The 20,342-nt window shown below is 70.5% G+C and carries 17 protein-coding genes and 1 rRNA gene; 10 read left to right on the top strand and 8 right to left on the bottom strand.

The window, feature by feature from the left end; genetic code table 11:
- Positions 1-13 precede the first annotated feature (13 nt).
- A complete protein-coding gene (locus tag B9H04_RS02685; protein ID WP_211216848.1) occupies positions 14-4,726 on the bottom strand; it encodes a glycoside hydrolase family 15 protein in 4,713 nt (1,570 codons plus the stop codon).
- A gap of 127 nt (positions 4,727-4,853) precedes the next feature.
- Here B9H04_RS02685 and malA point away from each other — a divergent pair, with 127 nt between their 5' ends.
- The 3 genes from malA (at position 4,854) to B9H04_RS02670 (ending at position 9,631) form a co-directional block, all read left to right on the top strand.
- The gene (gene malA, locus B9H04_RS02680) at positions 4,854-6,983 is read left to right on the top strand and encodes an alpha-amylase MalA (protein WP_085682425.1); all 2,130 of its coding nucleotides are present in this window, start codon (positions 4,854-4,856) and stop codon (positions 6,981-6,983) included.
- A 124-nt stretch (positions 6,984-7,107) separates the two neighbouring features.
- Positions 7,108-8,598 (top strand): 4-alpha-glucanotransferase, encoded by a 1,491-nt coding sequence (gene malQ / locus B9H04_RS02675; protein WP_085682424.1) that lies wholly within the window; start codon positions 7,108-7,110, stop codon positions 8,596-8,598.
- A 4-nt stretch (positions 8,599-8,602) separates the two neighbouring features.
- Positions 8,603-9,631 (top strand): sodium:calcium antiporter, encoded by a 1,029-nt coding sequence (locus B9H04_RS02670; RefSeq protein ID WP_049929319.1) that lies wholly within the window; start codon positions 8,603-8,605, stop codon positions 9,629-9,631.
- 60 nt (positions 9,632-9,691) lie between these two features.
- Here the strand turns inward: B9H04_RS02670 and B9H04_RS02665 are convergent, their stop codons facing one another.
- Entirely contained in the window at positions 9,692-9,904 is a 213-nt protein-coding gene (locus tag B9H04_RS02665) for a PLDc N-terminal domain-containing protein (RefSeq protein ID WP_085682423.1), read from the bottom strand.
- Between the two features lie 95 nt (positions 9,905-9,999).
- On the opposite strand from B9H04_RS02665, the gene B9H04_RS02660 reads away from it, so the two are divergent.
- From B9H04_RS02660 to B9H04_RS02640, 5 genes are all read left to right on the top strand, one after another.
- The gene (locus B9H04_RS02660; RefSeq protein WP_085682422.1) at positions 10,000-10,332 is read left to right on the top strand and encodes a hypothetical protein; all 333 of its coding nucleotides are present in this window, start codon (positions 10,000-10,002) and stop codon (positions 10,330-10,332) included.
- A gap of 90 nt (positions 10,333-10,422) precedes the next feature.
- Entirely contained in the window at positions 10,423-11,736 is a 1,314-nt protein-coding gene (locus tag B9H04_RS02655) for a Zn-dependent hydrolase (protein WP_049929316.1), read from the top strand.
- A 357-nt stretch (positions 11,737-12,093) separates the two neighbouring features.
- On the top strand, positions 12,094-13,140 hold the full coding sequence (locus tag B9H04_RS02650) for a transcription initiation factor IIB (protein ID WP_049929315.1): 1,047 nt from the start codon (positions 12,094-12,096) through the stop codon (positions 13,138-13,140).
- A 101-nt stretch (positions 13,141-13,241) separates the two neighbouring features.
- Positions 13,242-13,421 (top strand): DUF7836 family putative zinc-binding protein, encoded by a 180-nt coding sequence (locus B9H04_RS02645; RefSeq protein WP_049929314.1) that lies wholly within the window; start codon positions 13,242-13,244, stop codon positions 13,419-13,421.
- A gap of 243 nt (positions 13,422-13,664) precedes the next feature.
- On the top strand, positions 13,665-13,898 hold the full coding sequence (locus B9H04_RS02640) for a UPF0058 family protein (protein ID WP_004598519.1): 234 nt from the start codon (positions 13,665-13,667) through the stop codon (positions 13,896-13,898).
- Positions 13,899-13,994: 96 nt separating this feature from the next.
- Here the strand turns inward: B9H04_RS02640 and B9H04_RS02635 are convergent, their stop codons facing one another.
- Together B9H04_RS02635 and B9H04_RS02630 are read right to left on the bottom strand one after the other, a co-directional pair.
- Positions 13,995-14,453, bottom strand: coding sequence for a DUF555 domain-containing protein (locus B9H04_RS02635; protein ID WP_049929313.1), 459 nt, complete (start codon positions 14,451-14,453; stop codon positions 13,995-13,997).
- A 68-nt stretch (positions 14,454-14,521) separates the two neighbouring features.
- On the bottom strand, positions 14,522-15,448 hold the full coding sequence (locus B9H04_RS02630; protein WP_049929312.1) for a DNA-3-methyladenine glycosylase family protein: 927 nt from the start codon (positions 15,446-15,448) through the stop codon (positions 14,522-14,524).
- An 89-nt stretch (positions 15,449-15,537) separates the two neighbouring features.
- Between B9H04_RS02630 and B9H04_RS02625 the strand changes: the two genes are divergently transcribed.
- Positions 15,538-16,038 carry an SRPBCC family protein gene (locus tag B9H04_RS02625; protein WP_049929311.1) on the top strand — a complete coding sequence of 167 codons (501 nt, stop codon included), beginning with the start codon at positions 15,538-15,540 and terminating at the stop codon, positions 16,036-16,038.
- A 38-nt stretch (positions 16,039-16,076) separates the two neighbouring features.
- Here the strand turns inward: B9H04_RS02625 and B9H04_RS02620 are convergent, their stop codons facing one another.
- Positions 16,077-17,654, bottom strand: coding sequence for a sensor histidine kinase (locus B9H04_RS02620; RefSeq protein ID WP_049929310.1), 1,578 nt, complete (start codon positions 17,652-17,654; stop codon positions 16,077-16,079).
- Between the two features lie 63 nt (positions 17,655-17,717).
- Positions 17,718-18,602 carry a DMT family transporter gene (locus B9H04_RS02615; RefSeq protein ID WP_049929309.1) on the bottom strand — a complete coding sequence of 295 codons (885 nt, stop codon included), beginning with the start codon at positions 18,600-18,602 and terminating at the stop codon, positions 17,718-17,720.
- Positions 18,603-18,741: 139 nt separating this feature from the next.
- Here B9H04_RS02615 and B9H04_RS02610 point away from each other — a divergent pair, with 139 nt between their 5' ends.
- Positions 18,742-19,044, top strand: coding sequence for a hypothetical protein (locus tag B9H04_RS02610; protein WP_049929308.1), 303 nt, complete (start codon positions 18,742-18,744; stop codon positions 19,042-19,044).
- A gap of 27 nt (positions 19,045-19,071) precedes the next feature.
- Here the strand turns inward: B9H04_RS02610 and B9H04_RS02605 are convergent, their stop codons facing one another.
- Together B9H04_RS02605 and rrf are read right to left on the bottom strand one after the other, a co-directional pair.
- The gene (locus B9H04_RS02605; RefSeq protein WP_249025088.1) at positions 19,072-19,917 is read right to left on the bottom strand and encodes a hypothetical protein; all 846 of its coding nucleotides are present in this window, start codon (positions 19,915-19,917) and stop codon (positions 19,072-19,074) included.
- 323 nt (positions 19,918-20,240) lie between these two features.
- Positions 20,241-20,342, bottom strand: a 5S ribosomal RNA gene (gene rrf, locus B9H04_RS02600); the annotation flags it as partial.

The following is a 20,342-nucleotide window of genomic DNA, read 5'->3' as shown; positions in this document are numbered from 1 at the left end:
GGAACCGCCCGACCTAGAGCCGAAGCCGTTCCACCGACGTGCCGGCCGCCTCGAACGCCTCGTCCGTCGCGGCCGCGACCACGACGGTGTCCGCGTCGGTCGCGGCGTCGAGGTCGACCTCGAAGGCACCGTCGTCGTCGGGCGTCACGAGCCGCGAGGTCTTTCGGGTGTGGACGGCGACGGACTCGGCGTCCGTCTCGCCCGCGACGACGACCGCGTCCTCGGCGAACTCGGCCGTGGCGGTCAGGTCGGGGCCTGCGGGGCGGTCGCGCTCGACGTACCGATCCCGGACGACCGCCGGCGTCTCGACCGGTTCGTCCGCGTCGACGCCGTGCGCCAACCGGACGAAGCCGGCCATCGACCACGCGAGGGGGGTCGCCCCCCCGGTGCCCTCGCCGAACTCCCAGCCGTACTTCGTCGGGTGTTCGCGGTCCCACACCTGCTCGGGGAGCATCAGCCCGGAGTTGCCGAACCCGGCCATCGTCTCGAGCAGGGCCTCGGGTTCGAGCGCATCCTCGTCGGTCCCGCCGAAGGCGTCGGGGCCGTCGGCGCGGGCGCGCAGCTCGTACTCGCCGCGCTCGCCGGTGAAGATCGGCCAGAGACGCCCGCGGCCGTCGCCGGTCCCGGCCCACGGCGCGCCGGGGTCACCGACCGCGATCTCGCCGTACGCGTCGCCGACGTAGCGGTACCAGGCGGCGCCGTGCGGCGTGTCCACCCGGATCGAGTCGTCGACGACCGAGACGGAGTTGCGGACGACCGGGTCGTCGGCGGGCTTGATCCCCAGCCGGACGAGTTCGAGGAAGCCGCCGTCGATTATCTCCCGCTCGTCGTACGTCGGCCCGTCGTTGGCGATGGTGCGCGGTCGGCCGGAGTCGGGGTTCCCGTCGGCCGTGATCCGGATGTAGTACGGGGTCCGATCGTGGCGGTCGGTCCCCGTCGAGGTCGCGCACCACTCCTCGACGCGCGCGGTCCAGTCGTCGGCGAGCGCGAGCCACGCCAGCGCGTCCGCACGGAGGGAGTCGGGCGATTCGGCGCCGTCGCCGTCCGCCTCCTCGCGCCGGTCGGCCTCGGCGAGCGCGAGCGCCGCGCCGCAGACGAGGCCCGCTATCTCGGCCGCGATGCTCGACGGCGAGTAGCCGGCCTCCTCTTCCCAGCGCTCCTGTGCCGTCTCGGGGCCGTTCTCGGCGATGTAATCGAGCGAGCGGGCGACCTGGTCGTACGTGTAGCCGGCGTCGTCAAGCGTCACGCCGCGCTCGTACAGCTGCCACGCCATCACCGAGGGGAACCCGATGTTGTCCATCTGCTCGCCGCCCCACCGGGTCCGGCCGTCGATGTAGGTGTTCTGCGGGAGGAACCCGTCGTCGTCCTGCTGGGTGTTGTAGAGGTAGGCCAAGGCGTCCGCGCCGCGTTCGAGCTCGTCCATCTCGATCAAGGCCGTGAACACCTGATAGAGGTCGCGCGACCAGACGAAGTTGTAGCCGTAGCCGCGGTTCTCGGCGGCGTACTCGGTCTCGCCCCACGGCACCGACGGGCTGGCGATCCCCGCGCCGTCGTGGGCCTTGTCCTCGACGGCCGCCAGCGTCATCAGCGCGAACCGATACTGCGCCGCGAGGCCGGGGTCGCCGGCGACCGAGTCGGGAAGCTCACGGTCGGCGAGCCACGCGCGCCACGTCTGCGCGTACGCCGCCGCGGCGTCGTCGAACCCGCGAGCGAGCGCGCCCTCCGCCTCGCCGAGCGCGCCCGCCGTGTCCGAGTCCTCGGCGAACCCGAGCGCGACCGTGTCTCGCAGCGACTCGCCGCTGCCGACGAGACCGGCGAGCACGACGTTGCCGACCGCCTCGGGCGATTCCTCGACGCGCTCGCCGTCGCCGAACAGCGCGTCGGTGGCGTCGCCGTCGGCCGCGAGCGCGCTCGCCCAGTCGAACCCGTCGCCGCTCGCCAGCGCGAGCGCGGGGGCGAACGGCTCGCCCTCGTCGTCGACGAGCTTCCCGGGGTCGCGGTCCGGGTCGTCCTTGCGCGCGAGGAGGTGCGCCCCCGCGTCGCCCGCGACCCGCTCGGCGCGGTCGTCGGTGCCGACGTTCGCGATGGTGGCGTCGACGAGAGCGTACACGTCGTACTCGCGGGACCCCTCGAACCGGACGTCGGCGAGGATCGCGGTGCCGTCGGTGTCGACCGCGTACTCGACGGTGAGCGTCCAGCCGTGGCCGTGGCCGTCGCCGGTCTCGCGGATCGTCTGGACGTACGCCAGCGCGTCGTCGGCCGCCGGCTCGGTCGTCCGCTCGATCGTCTCCGTCGCCGAGACGTGGCCCGTCTCGGCGAAGGTCCGTATCGCGTACTCGGAGTCGGGGTCGGCCACGAGGAAGTCGAACGTCCGGACGTTCATCACGTCGATCCGGGGGAACCGCGCCTCGGTGAGGGCCCCCTCGGTGAGCGTGAACCACACCGGGACCGGATCGTCGGCGTCGTAGTCGGCGGGCGTACCGACGCCGAACTTGCGGCCCGTGGTCCAGTGCGGCGCCGCCTCCGGGCCGGTCTCGCGGTCGTGCGGGACCGGGAGTTCGCCGCGGCTCGCCAGCGTCACCGTGGCGTCGATGCGGAGCGCGTGGGACCACGCGATCGGCGTCGCGCTGTCGAGGTCCCCGTCGTCGAACACCTGCTCCGCGAACAGCCCGGCCTCGTTGACGAAGGGACCGTCCGGCTCGCAGAGGGCGTAGAGGTCGCGCGCGTCGGCGAACAGCGGCTCCGCGGTCCCGCCGCGGTCCTCGACGACGCCCGCGAGCGTCGCCGCCGCGGTCGCGCCCCACAGCGTCGCGATCGACCACACCTTCGCGGCGCCCTGCTCGGCGGTGCGCCAGTCGTCGCCGGTGAACCGCACGAGCCCCTCCACGGCGGACGTCTCGCGCCGGAGCGCGTCGATCGACTGCCGGACGTGGGTGTTGACGCGGTCGAGGAAGCGGTCGAACTCGCTCGCCGCGACGGTGTCGACCGAGCCGGAGCCGTCGGTGGCCGCGGCGTCGTCGGGCGCGTCGTCGTCGGCCGCCGGCGTCTCGTCGAGCAGGGCGGCGTACTCGGCGGCCGCGGTCGCGAGCGCGAAGGTGCTGGCGTCGGCGCGGCTGTCTTGGTCCTCCTCGCTCGCGCGCTGGAGGAACCGCTCCGTGTCGGGGTTCCAGCGCGCGTCGAGCCCGGAGAGCGCGGTGTCAGCGGCGTCGGCCGCGTCGGCCCGGAGTGCCTCGTCGACCGGCGCGCGCGCCACCGCGGCGAACGCCCGGAGGTACTCGGCGCCGGTGTGGGTGAACCGGCCGAGCGCGTTCTCCCAGCAGTTCTGACAGCGGCGGGGGAGCCCGTCGTCCTCGGTCGTCTCGAAGAGGAAGTCGACGGCGTCGGCGATCGTCTCGTCGATCCGGTCGCGCCACTCTTCGGGGAGGTCGGCCTCGCGGCGGAGGGTCGCGAGGAACGCGACGACCGTGGCGGGCTGGTCGAGCTGATCGTTCGGGCCGGGGGTCGCGTTCGCGCCCTCGATCCGGGCGTTCGCCCAGCCGGGGGCCACCTTCCCGGAGTCGGCCCACACGCGGTGGGGCCACGAGCCGTCGGCGTCCTGCGTCCGACAGAAGAAGCTCGCGGCCGCGAGCAGCTCCTCGTCGGCGTCGAGGCCGAGCTCCTCGCTCGCGTCGAGCAGCGCGGTCGAGACGGTCGCCTCGTCGCGGAACCACGTGTAGCCGTAGCCGCCGGAGGTGGAGTAAAACGGGTCGAACTCGGGGGCGGCGATCCGGCCCCCGGACTCCGCGGTGAGCAGGTCGAGCGCGCGGAGGTCGCTCGCGATCACCGACCGTCGCGGGGCGTCGGCGGGCACGTCCGGTCCGCGCCCGTCCGCGGCCTCGCGGAGGTCGTCCGCGTCGGGGTACGCGGTGGCGATGTTCGAGACCGTCTCGATGCGGCGCTGGCGGTCGACCCCGTCGGTGAGCGCGTCCTTCGCGTCGTCACCGGTGTCGCGGGCGGCCCGGCGGTCGACGACCGCTCGCCCGGCGAGCGTGACGCGCTCCGTGCGGCCGTCGCGCTCGAAGGGGGCGCGGACGACCACGTCGGGAGTGAGCCGCGAGTCCTCTCGTCGGTCGATCTCGCCGCGGTGCGGGAAGCCGTCGTCGGCCTCGCCGAGCAGCTCCGGAATCGTCCGCAGGCGCTGGCCGTGGGCGTTCGAGAGCCCGGTCGAGGCGGTGAGGAAGTCGTGCTCGGTGCGGTGGTACACCTCGACGACGCCGCCGTCCTCGGGGCCGGCCCCGTCGTGGACCATGTTACCGACGCGGCCCTCGACCATGTCCGGCGAGAACGCGTAGGCGGCGACGACCTCGGCGTCGGCGGGCGGTGATCCCCGGAGTTCGACGTGCGTGAGGTGCGTGTCGCTCACGACGAGGTCGAACTGGTGGATGGTGTAGCGGCCGGCGTCGTACTCCGTCTCGACGAGCGGCGTGTCGCCGTCGTAGTGCTGGCGGGTCGTCTCGAGGTCGTCGAACCAGCGGACCCCGCGCCCGGCGGTGATCCCCATCCGCAGGCGGTCGGCCCCGCCGACCTCGGAGAGGGAGTACGAACAGTCGTGGACGGTCCCGTCCGGTCCGACGTGGACCAGTCGGCCGTCGTCGCCGGTGAACGCGCCGGCGGTCATCGAGTGTTCCGCCGGGTAGCGCTCCCCGCGCCGACGTTCGTGCTCCGTAAGGGCGGTACGCAGTCGCATACCCGCTCTGCGACTGCCGGAGTAAAAGCCTTGACGACCGCGGCCGGTATCCGAACGGACGCTGCGCGGCGCAGATCTCACCGAAACAAGAGCAACACCGAAGGCCCCGGGCGTTAATTGGCGTCACATGTACCACCCCGGACCCCCGCGCTTCCTCGCGACCGGCGAGCAGACCGAACTGGCTCCGCGAGACCCGAACCCCGACGCGACGTACGTCTGGCGCGTCGCCGACGCCCCGCCCGGCAGCGAGGCGACCGTCGGCGACGACGCCGTAACGGCGTTCACGCCCGACGTTCCGGGCCGTTACCTGCTCGGGCTCGACGCGCCGGACGGCGACCACCTGCTCACGGTCCGCGCGTTCCCCGCGAGCTACGAGGGCGTCGACGTCGCCGGCGGCAGCGGGACCGCGATACGGGACCGCGACGCGGACGACGCGCCGGTGGACTACGCCGCGCGGGAGCGGCACGAGGGCGTGGGTCGGCCGCGGGTCAGGGTGGACGCGAGCGTCGCGTTCGGCGGCGACGCCGAGTCGACCGGCGGCGAGACCGGAGGGGAGGAGGCGCGCTCGGGCGCCGGAGAGGCGGTGTTCACCGCGACGCCGACGCCGAACCCGGAGTCCGCGTTCGACGCCGACGACCTCTCGGTGACCTTCGTCGTCGACGACCGGGACGTCGAGACCGCGGTGGCCGACGGCCGCACGAGCCCGCGAGACGCGCTCCGGGTGAGCGACGGCGGCCGCGAACTCCGCGTCCCCCTCGACGCGGTTCCTGACCGCCTCCGCGTTCACGCCGTCGCGGTCGCGTGGGACTCGGGAGAGGATCCGCGCGTGAGCGTCGCCGACGCGGCCGCGGTCGAGCGCGCCGGGGACGGTCCGCCGGGAGCGACCGACGCCGGCGGCGAGGCCATGCTGACCCCTGACGCGCCCGACTTCGAGACGCTCCGACTCAACGACCCGCCGGCGTGGACTCGCAGCGCCTCCGTCTACGAGGTGTTCGTCCGCACCTTCGCGGACGCCGACGAGGGCGCGGCGTTCGACGCCATCGCGGAGCGGATCCCCCGGATCGCGGAGCTCGGCGCCGACACGCTCTGGCTCACGCCGGTCCTCGGGCACGACGGGAAGCCACACGGCTACAACATCGTCGACTTCTTCGACACCGCCGACGACCTCGGCGAGCGCGAGGACTTCGAAGCGCTCGTCGAGACGGCCCACGACCACGGGATGCGCGTGCTGTTCGACTTCGTCGCCAACCACACGGCCCGCGACCACGAGTGGTTCCGCGACGCCTACCAGAATCCGGAGTCGCCGTACCGCGACGGCTACGCGTGGCAGGAGTCCGGCGAGCCGGGGACCTACTTCGACTGGGAGCTTATCGCGAACCTGAACCACGCGAACCTCGACGTGCGGCGGTTCCTCCTCGACGTGATCGACGAGTGGGCCCCGCTGGTCGACGGGTTCCGCTGCGACATGGCGTGGGCGGTCCCGGACTCGTTCTGGCGCGAACTCCGCGACCGCGTGAAGGACATCGACCGCGAGTTCCTCCTGATGGACGAGACGATCCCGTACATCCCCGGCTTCCACGAGGGGATGTTCGACGTCCACTTCGACGCGACGCTGTACTTCCAGCTCCGCCAGGTCGGTCGCGGCGCGGAACCCGCTTCGAGCGTCCTCGACGCGGTCGACCAGCGCGCGGAGATCGGGTTCCCCGACCACGCCGAGTTCCTCCAGTACATCGAGAACCACGACGAGACGCGCTACCGCGTCGAGTGCGGCGACGCCGCCGCGGCGGCCGCGGGCGCGGCGATCATGACGCTGCCCGGCGTCCCGATGGTGTACGCCGGCCAGGAGATCGGTCAGCGCGGCCGGCGCGACGCGATCGCGTGGGACCACGCGCGCGAGGAGGTCCGCGACCGCTACGAGCGACTGCTCGCGACCCGACGGGACCACCCGGCGCTCGGGCCGGAGGGCGACGTGTCGCGCGTCGGCTACCACGTCGCGAGCGGCGACCTCTCCGAGCGGCCGATTGTCGCGAGCGGCGACGTCCACCCGGACGACGTGGTCGCGTTCCGCCGGCACGACGGCGACGAGGACCTGATCGTCGTTCTCAACTTCGCGCCCGCGGACGCGAGCGTCGCGATCGATGTCGCTCACGGCGAGCGCGACCTGGTCACGGGCGAGCGGTGCGTGGTCGAAGACGGCGAGGGCACCGAGCGGGTCCGCGTCGACGACGTGGCGGTGGTGCCGGTCGCAGAGGAGTGAACGGCGGGCCGGAGAGTGGCCGTCCGGTCGCGGACGAGTGAGCGGCCAGTCGTGACGATCTCCGCCGCCACGACGCGATCCCCGGACGCAACGTTTGAAGTCAGTGGGGGGCGCAGGGTGGCCTATGCGATTCGACCGCTCCGACGGCGTCTTCTGTCACGTCACCTCGCTACCGGGGGCGTACGGGATCGGCGACCTCGGCGAGGGCGCGCGCGACTTCCTCTCGTTCCTCGGCGACGCCGACGTCGACCACTGGCAGATCTGTCCGATCGGGCCGACGCTCTCCGTGGCCGGGGAGTCGCCGTACCAGTCGCCGTCCGCGTTCGCCGGCAACCCGCTGTTCGTCGACCCCGAGGGGCTCGTCGACGACGGCTGGCCCGACGAGGGGGACCTGCGGCCAGTCCCCGACTTCCCGACCGACCGCGTCGACTACGACGCGGTCCGCGAGTACAAGCTCCCGCTGTTGCGGACCGCGTTCGAGCAGTTCGAGGAGCGGGCGACCGAGGAGGACCGCGCCGCGCTGGGCGCGTTTCGCGAGCGCGAGCCGTGGCTGGCCGACTACGCGCTGTTCGGGGCGCTCGCCGACGCCCGCCCTGAGGACGTGTGGACGGAGTGGCCCGCGCCGCTGCGCACGCGAGACCCGGACGCGCTGGCCGAGGCGCGCGAGGAACACGCCGCGGAGGTCCGGTTCCGCGCGTTCGTCCAGTGGACGTTCGACCGCCAGTGGCACGACCTGCGCGCGGTCGCCGCCGATGAGGGCGTATCGATCGTCGGCGACGTGCCCATCTACGTCGCGCTCGACTCCGCCGACGTGTGGGCGAGCCCGGAGGCGTTCCGGCTCGACGAGGGGAACCGTCCGACTGCGGTCGCGGGCGTGCCGCCGAACGCCGGCGATTCCGGCCAACGGTGGGGGAACCCGCTGTACGACTGGGAGCGGCTCGCCGAGTCGGGGTACGACTGGTGGCTCGACCGGTTCCGTCGGCTGTTCGACCTCGCGGACGTGGCGCGGCTCGACCACTTCCTCGGCTTCGTGAAGTACTGGGCGATCCCCGCCGACAGCGACGACCCCGCGGACGGCGAGTGGCGCGACGGGCCGGGCCGCGACCTGTTCGAGGCCGTCGAGCGCGAGCTCGGCGCGGCCCCGTTCATCGCCGAGGACCTCGGCTTCGAGGACCCGGCGATGGACGAGCTGATGGCCGAGTTCGGCTTCCCGGGGATGCGCGTCCCGCAGTACGCCGACTGGTGCGCGGAGGGGAACGAGTACCAGCCGATGCACTACGGCGAGGGGGTCGTCGGCTACACCTCGACGCACGACACCGACACGTGGGCCGGCTACTTCGAGGACCTCCCCGCCGAGCAGCGCGACTGCTTCCGGTACAACGTCGGGAGCGACCCCGACGAGCCGCCCGAGTGGGCGATCATCGACGAGGTGTGGAGTTCGGACGCGATCCTCGCCGTGGCGACGATTCAGGACCTGCTCGGGCTCGGCAGCGAGTCCCGGTTCAACGAGCCCGGGACGCTGGACGGCAACTGGGAGTGGCGCGTCGCCCGCGACGACCTCGACGACGCGATCGCGGACCGGCTGTGGGAGCTGGCCGGGAAGCACGTGCGCTAGCGCCGTGACGGGCGCCCTCCCCGACTCGTCACTCGTCCACGTCCTCGTGATCGCCGCGGCGACCGCGTTCATCTGGCTCGGGAGCGGCTGGTTAGAGGAGGCCGCCGAGACGCTGTCCGGGTACTACGGGCTCCCGGAGGTGGTTCAAGGGTCGATCGTCGTCGCGGTCGGATCGAGCTTCCCGGAGCTCGTGAGCGTGCTGGTCACCGCTCTCACCGGCGTCTTCGACATGGGCGTGGGCGCGCTCGTCGGGTCGGCCATCTTCAACGTTCTCGTGATTCCCGCGGCCGCCGGACTCGGAGGCGAGGACGAGCTGGAAGCCAACCGGGCGATCGTGTACAAGGAGGCGCAGTTCTACATGCTGGCGGTCTCCGCGCTGGTCGTGACGTTCGCGCTCGCGGTCATCTACTTCCCGGTGTCGACGGACCCGATCGTCGGGACGTTGCCGCGCTCGCTCGCGGTCATCCCGCTCGCGCTGTACGGTCTCTACCTCTTCATCCAGTATCAGGACGTCGACGACGCGGCGATGGACCGCGTGCGCGAGGGGATCGACATTCGGCGCGAGTGGGCGAAGCTCGGCGGCGGGCTCGCGGTCATCGTCGTCACCGTCGAGCGGCTCGTGGCGTCGGTGGAGTCGCTCGGCGTCACTTTCGGAGTCCCGGAGTTCCTCGCCGGCGTCACGGTCGTCGCGGCAGCGACGAGCCTCCCGGACACGCTGGTCAGCGTCCGGACGGCGCGCGAGAACCGGGGGACGACGAGCCTCGGAAACGTCCTCGGATCGAACACGTTCGACCTGCTCGTCGCTATCCCGCTCGGCGTGCTGATCGTCGGCGAGGTCGCCGTCAACTTCTCGACGGCGGTGCCGATGCTCGGCGTGTTGACGGTCGCGACCGTCCTGCTGTTCGTGACGCTCCGGACGAGCCTCGCGCTCAACGAGCGCGAGTCGTACGCGCTGCTCGCGGCCTACGGGCTGTTCGTCGCGTGGGTCGTCGCCGAGAGCGTCGGCGTGACGAGCGTGCTCAAGGGCGTGTGAGTCCTCCGGCGGGATCGGCGCCGGGAACCACTCGTCGGCCCCGGTGCGTGAGACGGCGGCTCAGTAGGAGTCCCGCCCGATGATGAGGTACAGCAGGATCCCGAGAAGCGGCGCGAAGAACACGACGAGCGCCCACAGGATCGGCGGGTGCTCGCTGCGGCTCTGCGCGTCAGAGGACGTCCACACGATCATCGCGAGGTGGACGACGAGGAACCCGAGACTGACTAAGAGGGCGATACCGGCCGCCGCGCCTTGGAGGAGCAACGGGGACATGTCGGCTGACACCACAACGCCGCGCGCAAAGTGTCTTCGGGATCAGAAGGCGCTCCCGGCGAAACGGCTATGAGTGACGGATGTGAACGGTACGCATGGTTGGTGTCGTGCGCGCAGCGGGTGCCACGACCGAGCTCTGCTGCGGCCTCGCGCTGCTCGCGCTGTCGCGGACCGACACCGAGGGGGTTCCGGCGGCACCGTTCGCGACCGGCTTCGCGGTCGGCTACCTCTACCGTCCCGCGCGGGCGACCGCGGGCTGTCGGCGGTTCCGCGGCGGCCCGGCACGAAGCCTCGGGATCGCGCTGGCGTGGGCGGCGCTCGGCGTCGCCGCCGAGCGGTCGATCGACGGGAAGGCGGCGAGCCGCGCGTTCGCGGCCGGACTCGGGCTGGGCTCGGCCGGCTACTGGCTCGCGCGGCGCGGGGAGTGAAGGCCACTCGGGAGGTGACCGCCCAGACACCCGCCTCGACGCGACCGCCGGAGCCCGAACCGTTTTGATCGCGGAGCGCCCGGCTCAGGTATGACGCTCCCAGTCGACGCGGACCGGCTCCGCGCGGACATCGAGGCGAATGCGGCGTTCGGCCGCGTCGAAACGGGCGATCCGGACGCGCACGCGCGAACGAATCGCACTGGATCCGAGGCGAACCGTCGCGCCAGGGACCGGCTGGTCGAACGGCTTCGAGCCGCCGGTCTCGACGTCGCGGTCGACGCGGTCGGAAACGTCCTCGGGACGTGGGTCCCGGCGAGCGCCGATCCCGAGGCGGCTCCGGTCGTTTCGGGGAGCCACCTCGACAGCGTGCCGGAGGGCGGGATCTTCGACGGCCCGCTCGGGGTGTACGCCGCGTTGGAGGCGGTCCGCGCGATGCGCGACGCAGGGGCCGAGCCGGACCGACCGGTCGCCGTCGTCAGCTTCACCGAGGAGGAGGGAGGCAGCTTCGGCAACGGGCTCCTCGGTTCGTCGGTCGCGACCAGCGAGACGGCGCTCGACGACGCGCTCGCGCTGTCGAACGCTGGCGGAGAGACGCTCGGCGAGGCGCTCGACCGGATCGGCTACCGCGGGGGCGACGCCGTCGACGCCGCCACGCCGACCGACGACGACGGCGACCCGACAACGCTCGATCCCGCGTCGTGGGCGGCGTTCTACGAGCTCCACATCGAGCAGGACACGACGCTGGAGGAAGCGGGCGCGGCGGTCGGTGTCGTGACGACGATCACCGGGATCACCCATTGCGAGGCAGCGATCGAAGGCGAGGCGAACCACGCGGGCGCGACCCCGATGGACGAGCGGACCGACGCGCTCGCGGCCGCGAGCGAGTTCGTGTTGGACGTCGAAGCCGCCGCGAACGAGGTCGTGGCGTCCTCGTCGCCCTCGGCGGTGGGCACCGTCGGGTCGCTGTCGGTCGCGCCGAACGCGACGAACGTGGTTCCCGGCCGCGTCGAGGCCGGCGTGGATATCCGCGACGTCGAGGCCGGATCCATGGAGGCGATCGTCGAGGCCGCGCGCGACTCGCTCGCGCGGCTGGAGCGCGAGCGGGGCGTCGAGACCGCGTTCGAGCGACCGTTCGACGTTGCGCCCACGCCGATGAGCGACCGGCTCCGCGGGGCCGCACACGGCGCCGCCGACGCCGCCGGGCGGGAGGCGATCGACCTCCACTCGGGCGCGGCGCACGACACGATGCGGGTCGCGCGCGTCACGGACGCGTCGCTGCTGTTCGCTCCGTCCCGCGACGGGATTTCGCACAACCCCCGAGAGTGGACCGACTGGGACGACTGCGCCGCGGCGACCGAGGTGCTGGCGGGCGCGCTCGCGCGCACCGCGGTCGACGAGCGGTGACGGTCGACGGTGCGAGCGAGGTCGGCGCTGTACCCGGTGGCCTCTCAGGCACACGGACCTCGGGTGGGGCGCCGACCGATCCCTTGAGTCGAGGACCGGCCTCGCTGCGTGGGGGCGGTCACTGAGAGTGAAGTATAAATACGGTCGCACGACTCCGCTCCGGGACATCACCGATCGCGGATAGGACGAGGTCGAGGTCACATATCCGCGTACACCGACGTATGAAGCCGCTTCCGGTCGCAACGCCGCGCTCAATTATAGATATATTTATATACTTTCGCGACTAACTATACGTTAACGAGCTGGCGATTCGCGGACCTCGCTGTATTTTCGTCGGGGGATCGTCGGAGCACACCCATGACGGAGACACATACCTACAGCGACGGCGGCACGGAACGGGAAGGACGGGCGGACTCCGCGGACGCGTCCGCGGGCGGCGAGCGCACGCGAACGAGGGCGTCGGAGTCGGCGGCCGTCGCGGAGCCGACGGAGAGCGAGCGCGAGCGCACCACGACCTGCCCCGAGTGCGGCGGTCGGCTCGCGACCGACACGGAGCACGGCGAGACGGTGTGTGACGACTGCGGGCTCGTCGTCGAGGCGGACTCGGTCGACCGCGGGCCGGAGTGGCGCGCGTTCAACTCGAACGAGCGGGACAGCAAGTCGCGGGTCGGCGCTCCGACGACGAACATGATGCACGACAAGGGGCTCTCGACGAACATCGGCTGGCAGGATAAGGACGCCTACGGCAAGTCGCTCTCGGGCCGACAGCGACGCCGCATGCAACGGCTGCGGACGTGGAACGAACGGTTCCGCACCCGCGACTCCAAGGAGCGCAACCTGAAGCAGGCGCTCGGCGAGATCGACCGCATGGCCAGCGCCCTCGGCCTCCCCGACAACGTCCGCGAGACCGCGAGCGTCATCTACCGCCGCGCGCTCGACGAGGACCTGCTTCCCGGCCGCTCCATCGAGGGCGTCGCGACGGCCTCGCTGTACGCCGCAGCCCGGCAGGTGGGGAACCCGCGGAGCCTCGACGAGTTCACGACGGTCTCCCGCGTCGAGAAGATGGAGCTCACGCGAACGTACCGGTACGTCATCCGCGAGCTCGGACTGCGCGTCCAGCCGGCGGACCCGACGAGCTACGTCCCGCGGTTCGTCTCGCGGCTCGGCCTCTCGGAGGAGACGGAGCGGCGCGCACGCGAACTGCTCGACGACGCCGCGAACGCCGGGATCACGAGCGGTAAGTCGCCGGTCGGACTGGCCGCCGCCGCCGTCTACGCCGCCGCGCTCCTGTCGAACGAGAAGGTGACGCAGAGTCAGGTCTCGGAGGTCGCCGACATCAGCGAGGTCACCATCCGGAATCGATACAAGGAGCTCCTCGACGCGAGCGGCGCCGCGAGCGCCTGAGGCGCCGTCAGGAACTCGGTTCGATGTCGGTCTCGTCGGGCTCGACACTCGACCCCCGATCGCCACCCACGTTTTTAACGCGGCCGACTGTACAGGGTGACATGGTTGATGCGTTCGTCAGACTCGTCTGTCCGGAGTGCGGCAAGGAGTGGCAGGACAACCCGGCCGAGCTTCAGGACCTGCGGTCTAACTTCAGTTGTCCGGCGTGTCACGCGACGCGGCGCCTGACCGAGTTCATGCGAACCGAGCGCGACCTCGAAGCCGTCAGACAGTTCCAGTAGCGCCGTGCCGGGTCGGGGGCTCGACCACCCCTGAGACCGGAGCCCCGACCGCACACGGTCGGCGTCTCGCGAACGACTTTTTTATCGTCGTCGACCTCGGGTAGCGACGGATCGCGGGAAACGATCCTGAACGATCTATCGAGAACCCACTTCTCCGCGTTGCTACTCGCGAAATACGCGGATAGTGTGGTAACGTTACTCAAGATAATAATATAAACCTCCGGTAGCAAAGGACTGGTACTCATGAAGAAGCAGGAGCTCATCCATCTTCACGGTCTCCTCGCGGAGGTACGAAAACAGTGCGAGTTCTGGGACGACGACGTTGATCTCGAAGCCTACGAGGAACTGGGCGTGAAACCGACGTCGATCCACAAATCGAAGACCGACCACAAGGCGGCCGTTTTCAAGCTGACAGAGGGAATCACTGAGCCGATGGAGTCGTCCGAATCGGAGCCGCTGGCCCCGACGGCCGACTGAGACGTTTACCGCGTACCGCTCCTCGCCGACCGCACCAAACGCCGACCAGCGTCGCGGCCGCTCCCGTCGAGAGCCGGCAGCACGGAGGCGACCGGCTCAGAACTCCTCGTGCTCCTCGCCGCCGCTGAGTGCCGATCCGTCGCTGCGGCTCGACTCCTCGTCGCCCGACACTGACTTTCCTGTCGCGGTCGACGCGTCGTCGGCGCGGTCGCTCTCTTCGGGACCGATCTCGGTGACGGTAAGGACCTTCAGCGGGATGTTGCGAAGTCGCTTCCCGATCTCCTTTCGCGCGACGCGGCTGGCGTGTTCGCCGCGGTCGACGTTGAACACGTCCATCCGGAGCTCCAAGGCGACGAGCGCCTCGTCGGCCGCGACGAACGCCGGATCGAGCGGTTCGCCGCTCGGCGACGTCCGGGTCCCGGTGTCGATCTCGACGTAGTTGAGGTCCGGGTTGAGCATCTCACCGGTCTTCGAGATGGCGATCCGGACCGCCTCGTCGGCGGTCTTCACGTCGTACACCGGGACCGCGGCCTCGACGACGACTCGACAGTCCATCACGATTGTGCGTACCACGCGAACGAGTATCAAACTTCGGCCGCGCCGGACTCCGGGCGCCGCGCCGGTCACTCGCCGCCGGCGCGGAGGTAGTAGAACACGTACGTCTGGGCGTAGCCGGCGAACTCGCCCCCGAAGCGCTCGCGGATCGCGCGGGAGGTCGCGGCGTAGCTCCCGCGGTCGCAGTCGGGGTAATACTCCTCGATGGTGGTGCGGATCCACGTGTCCAACGGCACCGCCTCCAGGAATCCCAGCGAGAACAGCAGTACGCAGTCGGCGACCTTGTCACCGACGCCGACGAACCGCGTGAGCGACTCGCGGGCCTCTTCGTAGGGGAGATCGGCCGCTTCCGAGAGGTCGGCCTCGCCCGTCGCGACCATCTCCGCGGTCCGCTGGACGTACGGCGCGCGGTAGCCCAAGGAGAGATCACGGAGTTCGTCCTCCGTCCGCGCCGCCAGCTGCTCGGGCGTCGGGAACGCCCGATACGTCTCGTCGTCGAGTCGAACTGCGTCCCCGTACGTCTCTCGGAGCCGGCGCTGCATCCCGTGGATCCGGGCAACCCGCATCTGGGCCGAACAGATGAACGAGATCAGACACGGGAAGACCGGGTCGCGGGTCAGTCGCATTCCCTCGTAGGCGTCGTACGCGCGCTCCAGCAGGGGCAGATCTGGCGTGGCGTCGAGGATCGCGTTGAGGTCGTCGTCGAGCCGGAGCAGGTGCGTCAACAGCGGCTCAACGTCCGTCGACGCCTCCCAGCGGAGGGTGCCGTCGTGGACGCCTCCCTCCTGTCGGACCCGCACCGCGACGCGCTCGTCAGTCACCCCGGGGATCGGATCGACGACGGTTTCGTACCACGCGTCGCCGCCGTGCGCGTGAAGTTCGTCATACGTGTCGCCGTCGGACCGGTTCCAGAGGTAACTCTGGCCGCTTTCGAGGGTCGCCTGAAGGTCGAACGGTCCAGCCAGATCGCCGACGTCGATCGCCCCGCGTTCCATCGTATTCGATCAGCGCGCGCGCAGGCATGCGAGTTTCGGTCGCGGCCCGCCGTGGACGGCTTTTTGTCCGACCGCACCGTACCGGACGTATGCCGACGTACAGGCGGACGATTCGGGTGCCCGCTCCGGTCGAAGACGTGTGGGCGTTCCACTCCACGGTCGACGGACTGCGCGAACTCACCCCCGACTGGATGCGCCTCCACATCGACGGCGTGGAGGGACCGGACGGCGAGTCCGATCCGGGGGTTCTCGTCGCCGGATCGGCGATCGAGATGTCGGTCCGACCGTTCGGAGCGGGCCCGCGTCAGCGGTGGACTTCGCGCATCGTCGAGCGCGACCCCGACGGGGAGACCCCGCCCGAGCGCTCCGCGCGGTTCGTCGACGAGATGGAGGACGGACCGTTCCGACGGTGGCAGCACACCCACGCGTTCTACGCCGACGGGGACGAGACCCTGCTCGTCGATACGGTCGCGTATCGACTGCCGCTCGGCCCGCTCGGCGACTTCGTCGGACCCGCGGCGAAAATCGGGTTCGAGGGCATGTTCCGAGACCGTCACCGGCGCACCGTCGACCGGTTCTCCGACGCATAACGGCGTCACGGAGCCGCCGCCGACACCGAGCGAATCCGCTACGCCGACGCGACCTGCGTCGCGCTCGCGCCGAACGTGAGCTCGAAGACCGCGCCGTCGTCGTTTCGGGCCTCGATGTCCCACTCGTGGGCCTCCACGATCCGGTCGACGATCGCCAGCCCGATCCCTGAGCTGTCGGCGGACGAGACGCCGGAGTCGAAGACCGTGTCGGCGAGTTCGACCGGTATCCCCGGACCGTCGTCCGCGACGTACATCCCGCGGCGGCCGTCCTCCGTGGTGAGCGGGCCGATCTCTATCGCCACATCCCGGCCCGCGTGATCGATCGCGTTCCGGAAGAGGTTCTCCAGCGCCTGCCGGAGTCGTCCCGGGTCGGCCTCGACCTGACCGACCTCATCCGCGATAGTGAGCGTCGCCTCGGGCGACCGGACGGACGCCCACGCGTCTTTCGCGACGGCCTCGATCGGAACCGACTCCGTCTCGCCGATCGCCTCCCCGCGCCGCGCGAGCATGAGCAAATCGTCGATCAGCGTTTCCATGCGGTCGACCGCGCCGCTCATGGCATCGTATCGCGACGGCGTCAGCTCGTCCTCGGAGAGCGACAGGTACCCCGAGAGCACGTTTAGCGGATTCCGGAGATCGTGTGAGACGACCGCACTGAACTGCTCGAGCTGTTCCGCCTGTCGGCGGAGCGCCGCCCGACGGTCGTTGCGCGCGATCGTGTGCGCGACCAGATCCCCGAGAGTACGGTACAGGTCGACCTCGTCGTCGGTCCACGTCCGGTAGTCGTCGGACTCGAAAGCGACGATTCCGCTCAGCTCCCAGTCGACGACGAGCGGTACGTGAACCGTCGCCGGCGGACCCGCCTCGTCAGTGTCAGCGGTCGAGACGTCTTCACCGCGCGGAGGAGCCGCCCCCCGAGCGACGTTGCCGAACGTCGACAGCTGGTCGGGGTCTGGGAAGTCATCGAACCGCCTCGGGGCGGGGTCGAAGCCGTCGGGACACCAGCTGTACGCCGGCACGAACTGCCCGTCCTCCTCTCGGTAACAGATTATCCGGTCGAGCTCGGCGTGCTCGCCGACGTTCTCCATCGTCCACTCGATCTTCGTTCCGACCTCGTCGGTGCGGGTGCTCATCAGCGTCGTCCCGGCGTCGAGCAAGACCTCAGAGAGGCGAGCGACATCGTCGGTTCCGAGCTGGACGCGGTCGGGCTCTAACAGTCCCGCGAGGCGTTCGGCGAGCGACCGGACGGCGTCGCTCTCGTCGGGGGACAGCGCCCAGTCGTCGACGGTGACCACGTCGTCAACGCCGGCCGCCAGCAGGGCGCGGATCGTCTCCGTCGTCGCGTCCTCGACGAGCGCGATCACCGGCACGTTCGACGGGAGCGCCGCGAGCCGCTCCGTTACCGCGTCGTCGGCCGCCGCCGCGGCGGTGACGACGACACCGCAGGTGTCGTTCAGCGGGCCCTCGTCGTCGCGTTCCTCACCCAGATCGGCCGGGGCGAACGTCCGAACCGTCGGTCCGTCGGGCCCCTTCCAAGCGGCGTCGACTGCGCGCGTTACGCGGTCGCTCGCGCGGGCATTGTCTCCTACAAACGCGACGACCGTTCGCCGGTCCATATCTTAATCAACCGGCCAGACGGTTTCAACGTTTACACCAAAATATCGACGCTGAAAACGCTGTCACCGGTCAGCGGCCGCCGTGACGTATATCCCCAAGAGAACGACGCACCCGCCGACGACCGTCGCCGGCGTCGGAGTCTCCGACAGGAACGCGACGGCGAGCAGCGTCGCCCCGACCGGTTCGCCGAGCAGCGAGACGGAGACGACGCTCGACTCGAGGTGTGCGAGCGCCCAGTTGAGAACGGTGTGGCCGAGTAGCCCCGGACCGGCCGCGAGGCCGACGAACAGGAGCCATTCCCGAGGCGGGTATCCCGTAAGCGGATGTCCCGCCGCGAGGACGAACGAGAGCAAGACGAGCACGCAGACGCCGTACACGACCGTGACGTAGGGGACGAGCGAGATGCGTTGCCGCAGCGACCGCCCGGCCAACACGTAGCCCGCGGCGGCGACCGCCCCGGTCAACGCCAGCGCGTTTCCGTACAGCGGACGGGGGCCGACCGCCACGCCGCTGAGGAAGTCACCGAACGACATCGACACCATCCCGCCCACCGCGACGGCGATACCCGCCGCCATGCGGCGGGTAACGCGCTCGCGCAACAGCAGCCAGGCGCCGAGCGCGACGAACACCGGTTGCGCCTGAACGAGGGTCACACTCGCGGCGACGCTCGTCCACCGGAGGCTCTCGAACCACGCCGCGAAGTGAACCGCGAGCGCGACCCCGGACAGGGCCGCGAACGCGAGATCGCGGGGCCGGATCCGCGCGAGATCCGCTCGATACCGCCACGCAGCGACCGCCCCCAGTGGCACCGTCGTGAACAACACCCGATAGAAGGCGGTGACCGAACTCGGCGCCTCGCTCAGACGGACGAGGATGGCGCCCGCGCTCACGGCTGCGACCGCCGTCGCCAGCGCCGCCTTGGGTGACACCGCCGGGTTCGAGGTCATCGGGTTCCACGACGCTTCGAACGGCGACTGCTTACGGCTTTCGAGAGCCGATCGACCGACGCGACGCAGATACTCCCGTGATCCTCGGTCAGCGACCGACGCCGACGGTGATTTCACTCCGCGACGCGAACCGGCACACATGTGTGCGGACACGTTCGGCGTCGGCATCCGCGTCACCGAAACGGAACTGCGCGTCGTCGTCGGTGTTCCATCAGATATCGACGCCGGATGGACCGACCCAGAGGCGTTCCAGTCGCTCATCGCGGAGGCCGTGTGGGAGCGGCTCGACCGACAAGCGACGCTGGAGGCCGTCGCCGCGCGGTACGACACGGGCGAGACCGCATCGCTCGGGAGCGTGACGCTGGAGCCGAACGGGACTGTGGTGAATGCCGACCTCGAACGCGTCGCGGAGGCGGACGCTCGGGACGGATCAAAAGAGTAGCGCGTCTACTGCGGTACGACCCCGCCTTCAGTCGTCTGAGACGCCCGTCGCGATCGCCGCACCGAGCGCCCACGTCCGTTTCGGCCGGTACGCGGTGAGATCGTACCGGGTCGGGCCGACGGTGTCTCCCCACGTTTCGAGCGCGCCGAGCGTGACCATCCCCGACAGCGTCGCCCCCAGCGTTCGCGGCGTCGTCTCCGGGTCCGCCAGCGCGGCGTGTACCTGCTTCGACTGCGGGTAGTTTCGGTCGCACGTCTCGATGCCGCGTTTGGCCTCCACCCAGTGGCGACGGACGTACCCGAACGTCGTGGGATCCTCGCGGGAGAGCCGCTCGACCGCCGTCACCGCCTCCGCGTCGGGCCCGACGACGACATCGGCGCGGGCGCCGACTCGTGACAGCAACTCCACGGGGATCTCGAACGAGCACCCCATCGAAATCCGACCCACTCTCCCCACAAACCGCTCGAGGAGACGGTCCACGAACGCGACTGCCGAGTCGACGCCTTCCCGGGCGGCGACGGGCGCGAGGTCGTCGACCACCACATCGATCGCGCCATCGGGGACGCCGTCGAAGTGGTCGGCGACGGCGTCAAAAACCCGTTCGCTTTCCACGGTCCGGCCGAGGACCGTGTAAGCGAGGCCGTTGTTCGGTACGACCGGCGTCGACGCGGCGGTCCCGCTCCGAGCGATATCGTTCACGTCCACTACCGCCTCTCTGTCGGGCGGTCTCGCTCGCGCTCGATCCCAGCCGCTCCGCCACCTTTCCACGTCGGTCCCAAACAGGACGGACACGACACGGTCCGAGTCGACTCCGTCGCGGACCGACGGCTGCTCGCCACAGAACAGCCGTACCGTGCCGTTCGGTCCGCCCATTACACTTGGGTTCAGCGACAGAACTGATAAACTTACTGACGAAACTATTAGTACTGATACGACTCGCGCCGAGACGATCACTGTCCGCGCATTCGGTGCGGCGGGCCGATGACCCGCTGCTGTCGATCGGATACCGGTACGAAGCGACCTCTCGCGCTGTCCGGCAGGCGATATCGGCGGTTTCTCGGACTGATCCGGAGCTGTCGCTGTGGAGCGTTTAAGCCTAGCGGTCGCGCGTCAACGCCCTCGCTACTCGCTATACGTCAAAAAAGCCCACGGACATACGTCCGTGGGCTGAGTGGGAGTATTCTCCCGGATGAGTGGGCAGGCGGCGACCCGTGGTTCCCAGAGGATCGCTCACTCCAGTACTTCACGGTACGCTGGTGGGCTTAACTTCCGTGTTCGGAATGGGTACGGGTGTGTCC

This window comes from Halorubrum ezzemoulense DSM 17463, assembly GCF_002114285.1.
Lineage (GTDB): Archaea > Halobacteriota > Halobacteria > Halobacteriales > Haloferacaceae > Halorubrum > Halorubrum ezzemoulense.
The sequence above is the reverse complement of the archived record's forward strand: the minus strand, read 5'-3'. Positions and strand labels throughout refer to the sequence as shown.

Coding starts and splice junctions, on each gene's coding strand:
- B9H04_RS02660 (WP_085682422.1), top strand. CDS start 10,000: ATGGTTGGTGTCGTGCGCGCAGCGGGTGCCACGACCGAGCTCTGCTGC.
- B9H04_RS02665 (WP_085682423.1), bottom strand. CDS start 9,904: ATGTCCCCGTTGCTCCTCCAAGGCGCGGCGGCCGGTATCGCCCTCTTA.
- B9H04_RS02650 (WP_049929315.1), top strand. CDS start 12,094: ATGACGGAGACACATACCTACAGCGACGGCGGCACGGAACGGGAAGGA.
- B9H04_RS02625 (WP_049929311.1), top strand. CDS start 15,538: ATGCCGACGTACAGGCGGACGATTCGGGTGCCCGCTCCGGTCGAAGAC.
- B9H04_RS02615 (WP_049929309.1), bottom strand. CDS start 18,602: ATGACCTCGAACCCGGCGGTGTCACCCAAGGCGGCGCTGGCGACGGCG.
- B9H04_RS02605 (WP_249025088.1), bottom strand. CDS start 19,917: ATGGGCGGACCGAACGGCACGGTACGGCTGTTCTGTGGCGAGCAGCCG.
- B9H04_RS02610 (WP_049929308.1), top strand. CDS start 18,742: ATGTGTGCGGACACGTTCGGCGTCGGCATCCGCGTCACCGAAACGGAA.
- B9H04_RS02685 (WP_211216848.1), bottom strand. CDS start 4,726: ATGCGACTGCGTACCGCCCTTACGGAGCACGAACGTCGGCGCGGGGAG.
- malA (WP_085682425.1), top strand. CDS start 4,854: ATGTACCACCCCGGACCCCCGCGCTTCCTCGCGACCGGCGAGCAGACC.
- B9H04_RS02655 (WP_049929316.1), top strand. CDS start 10,423: ATGACGCTCCCAGTCGACGCGGACCGGCTCCGCGCGGACATCGAGGCG.
- B9H04_RS02630 (WP_049929312.1), bottom strand. CDS start 15,448: ATGGAACGCGGGGCGATCGACGTCGGCGATCTGGCTGGACCGTTCGAC.
- B9H04_RS02635 (WP_049929313.1), bottom strand. CDS start 14,453: ATGGACTGTCGAGTCGTCGTCGAGGCCGCGGTCCCGGTGTACGACGTG.
- malQ (WP_085682424.1), top strand. CDS start 7,108: ATGCGATTCGACCGCTCCGACGGCGTCTTCTGTCACGTCACCTCGCTA.
- B9H04_RS02620 (WP_049929310.1), bottom strand. CDS start 17,654: ATGGACCGGCGAACGGTCGTCGCGTTTGTAGGAGACAATGCCCGCGCG.
- B9H04_RS02645 (WP_049929314.1), top strand. CDS start 13,242: ATGGTTGATGCGTTCGTCAGACTCGTCTGTCCGGAGTGCGGCAAGGAG.
- B9H04_RS02640 (WP_004598519.1), top strand. CDS start 13,665: ATGAAGAAGCAGGAGCTCATCCATCTTCACGGTCTCCTCGCGGAGGTA.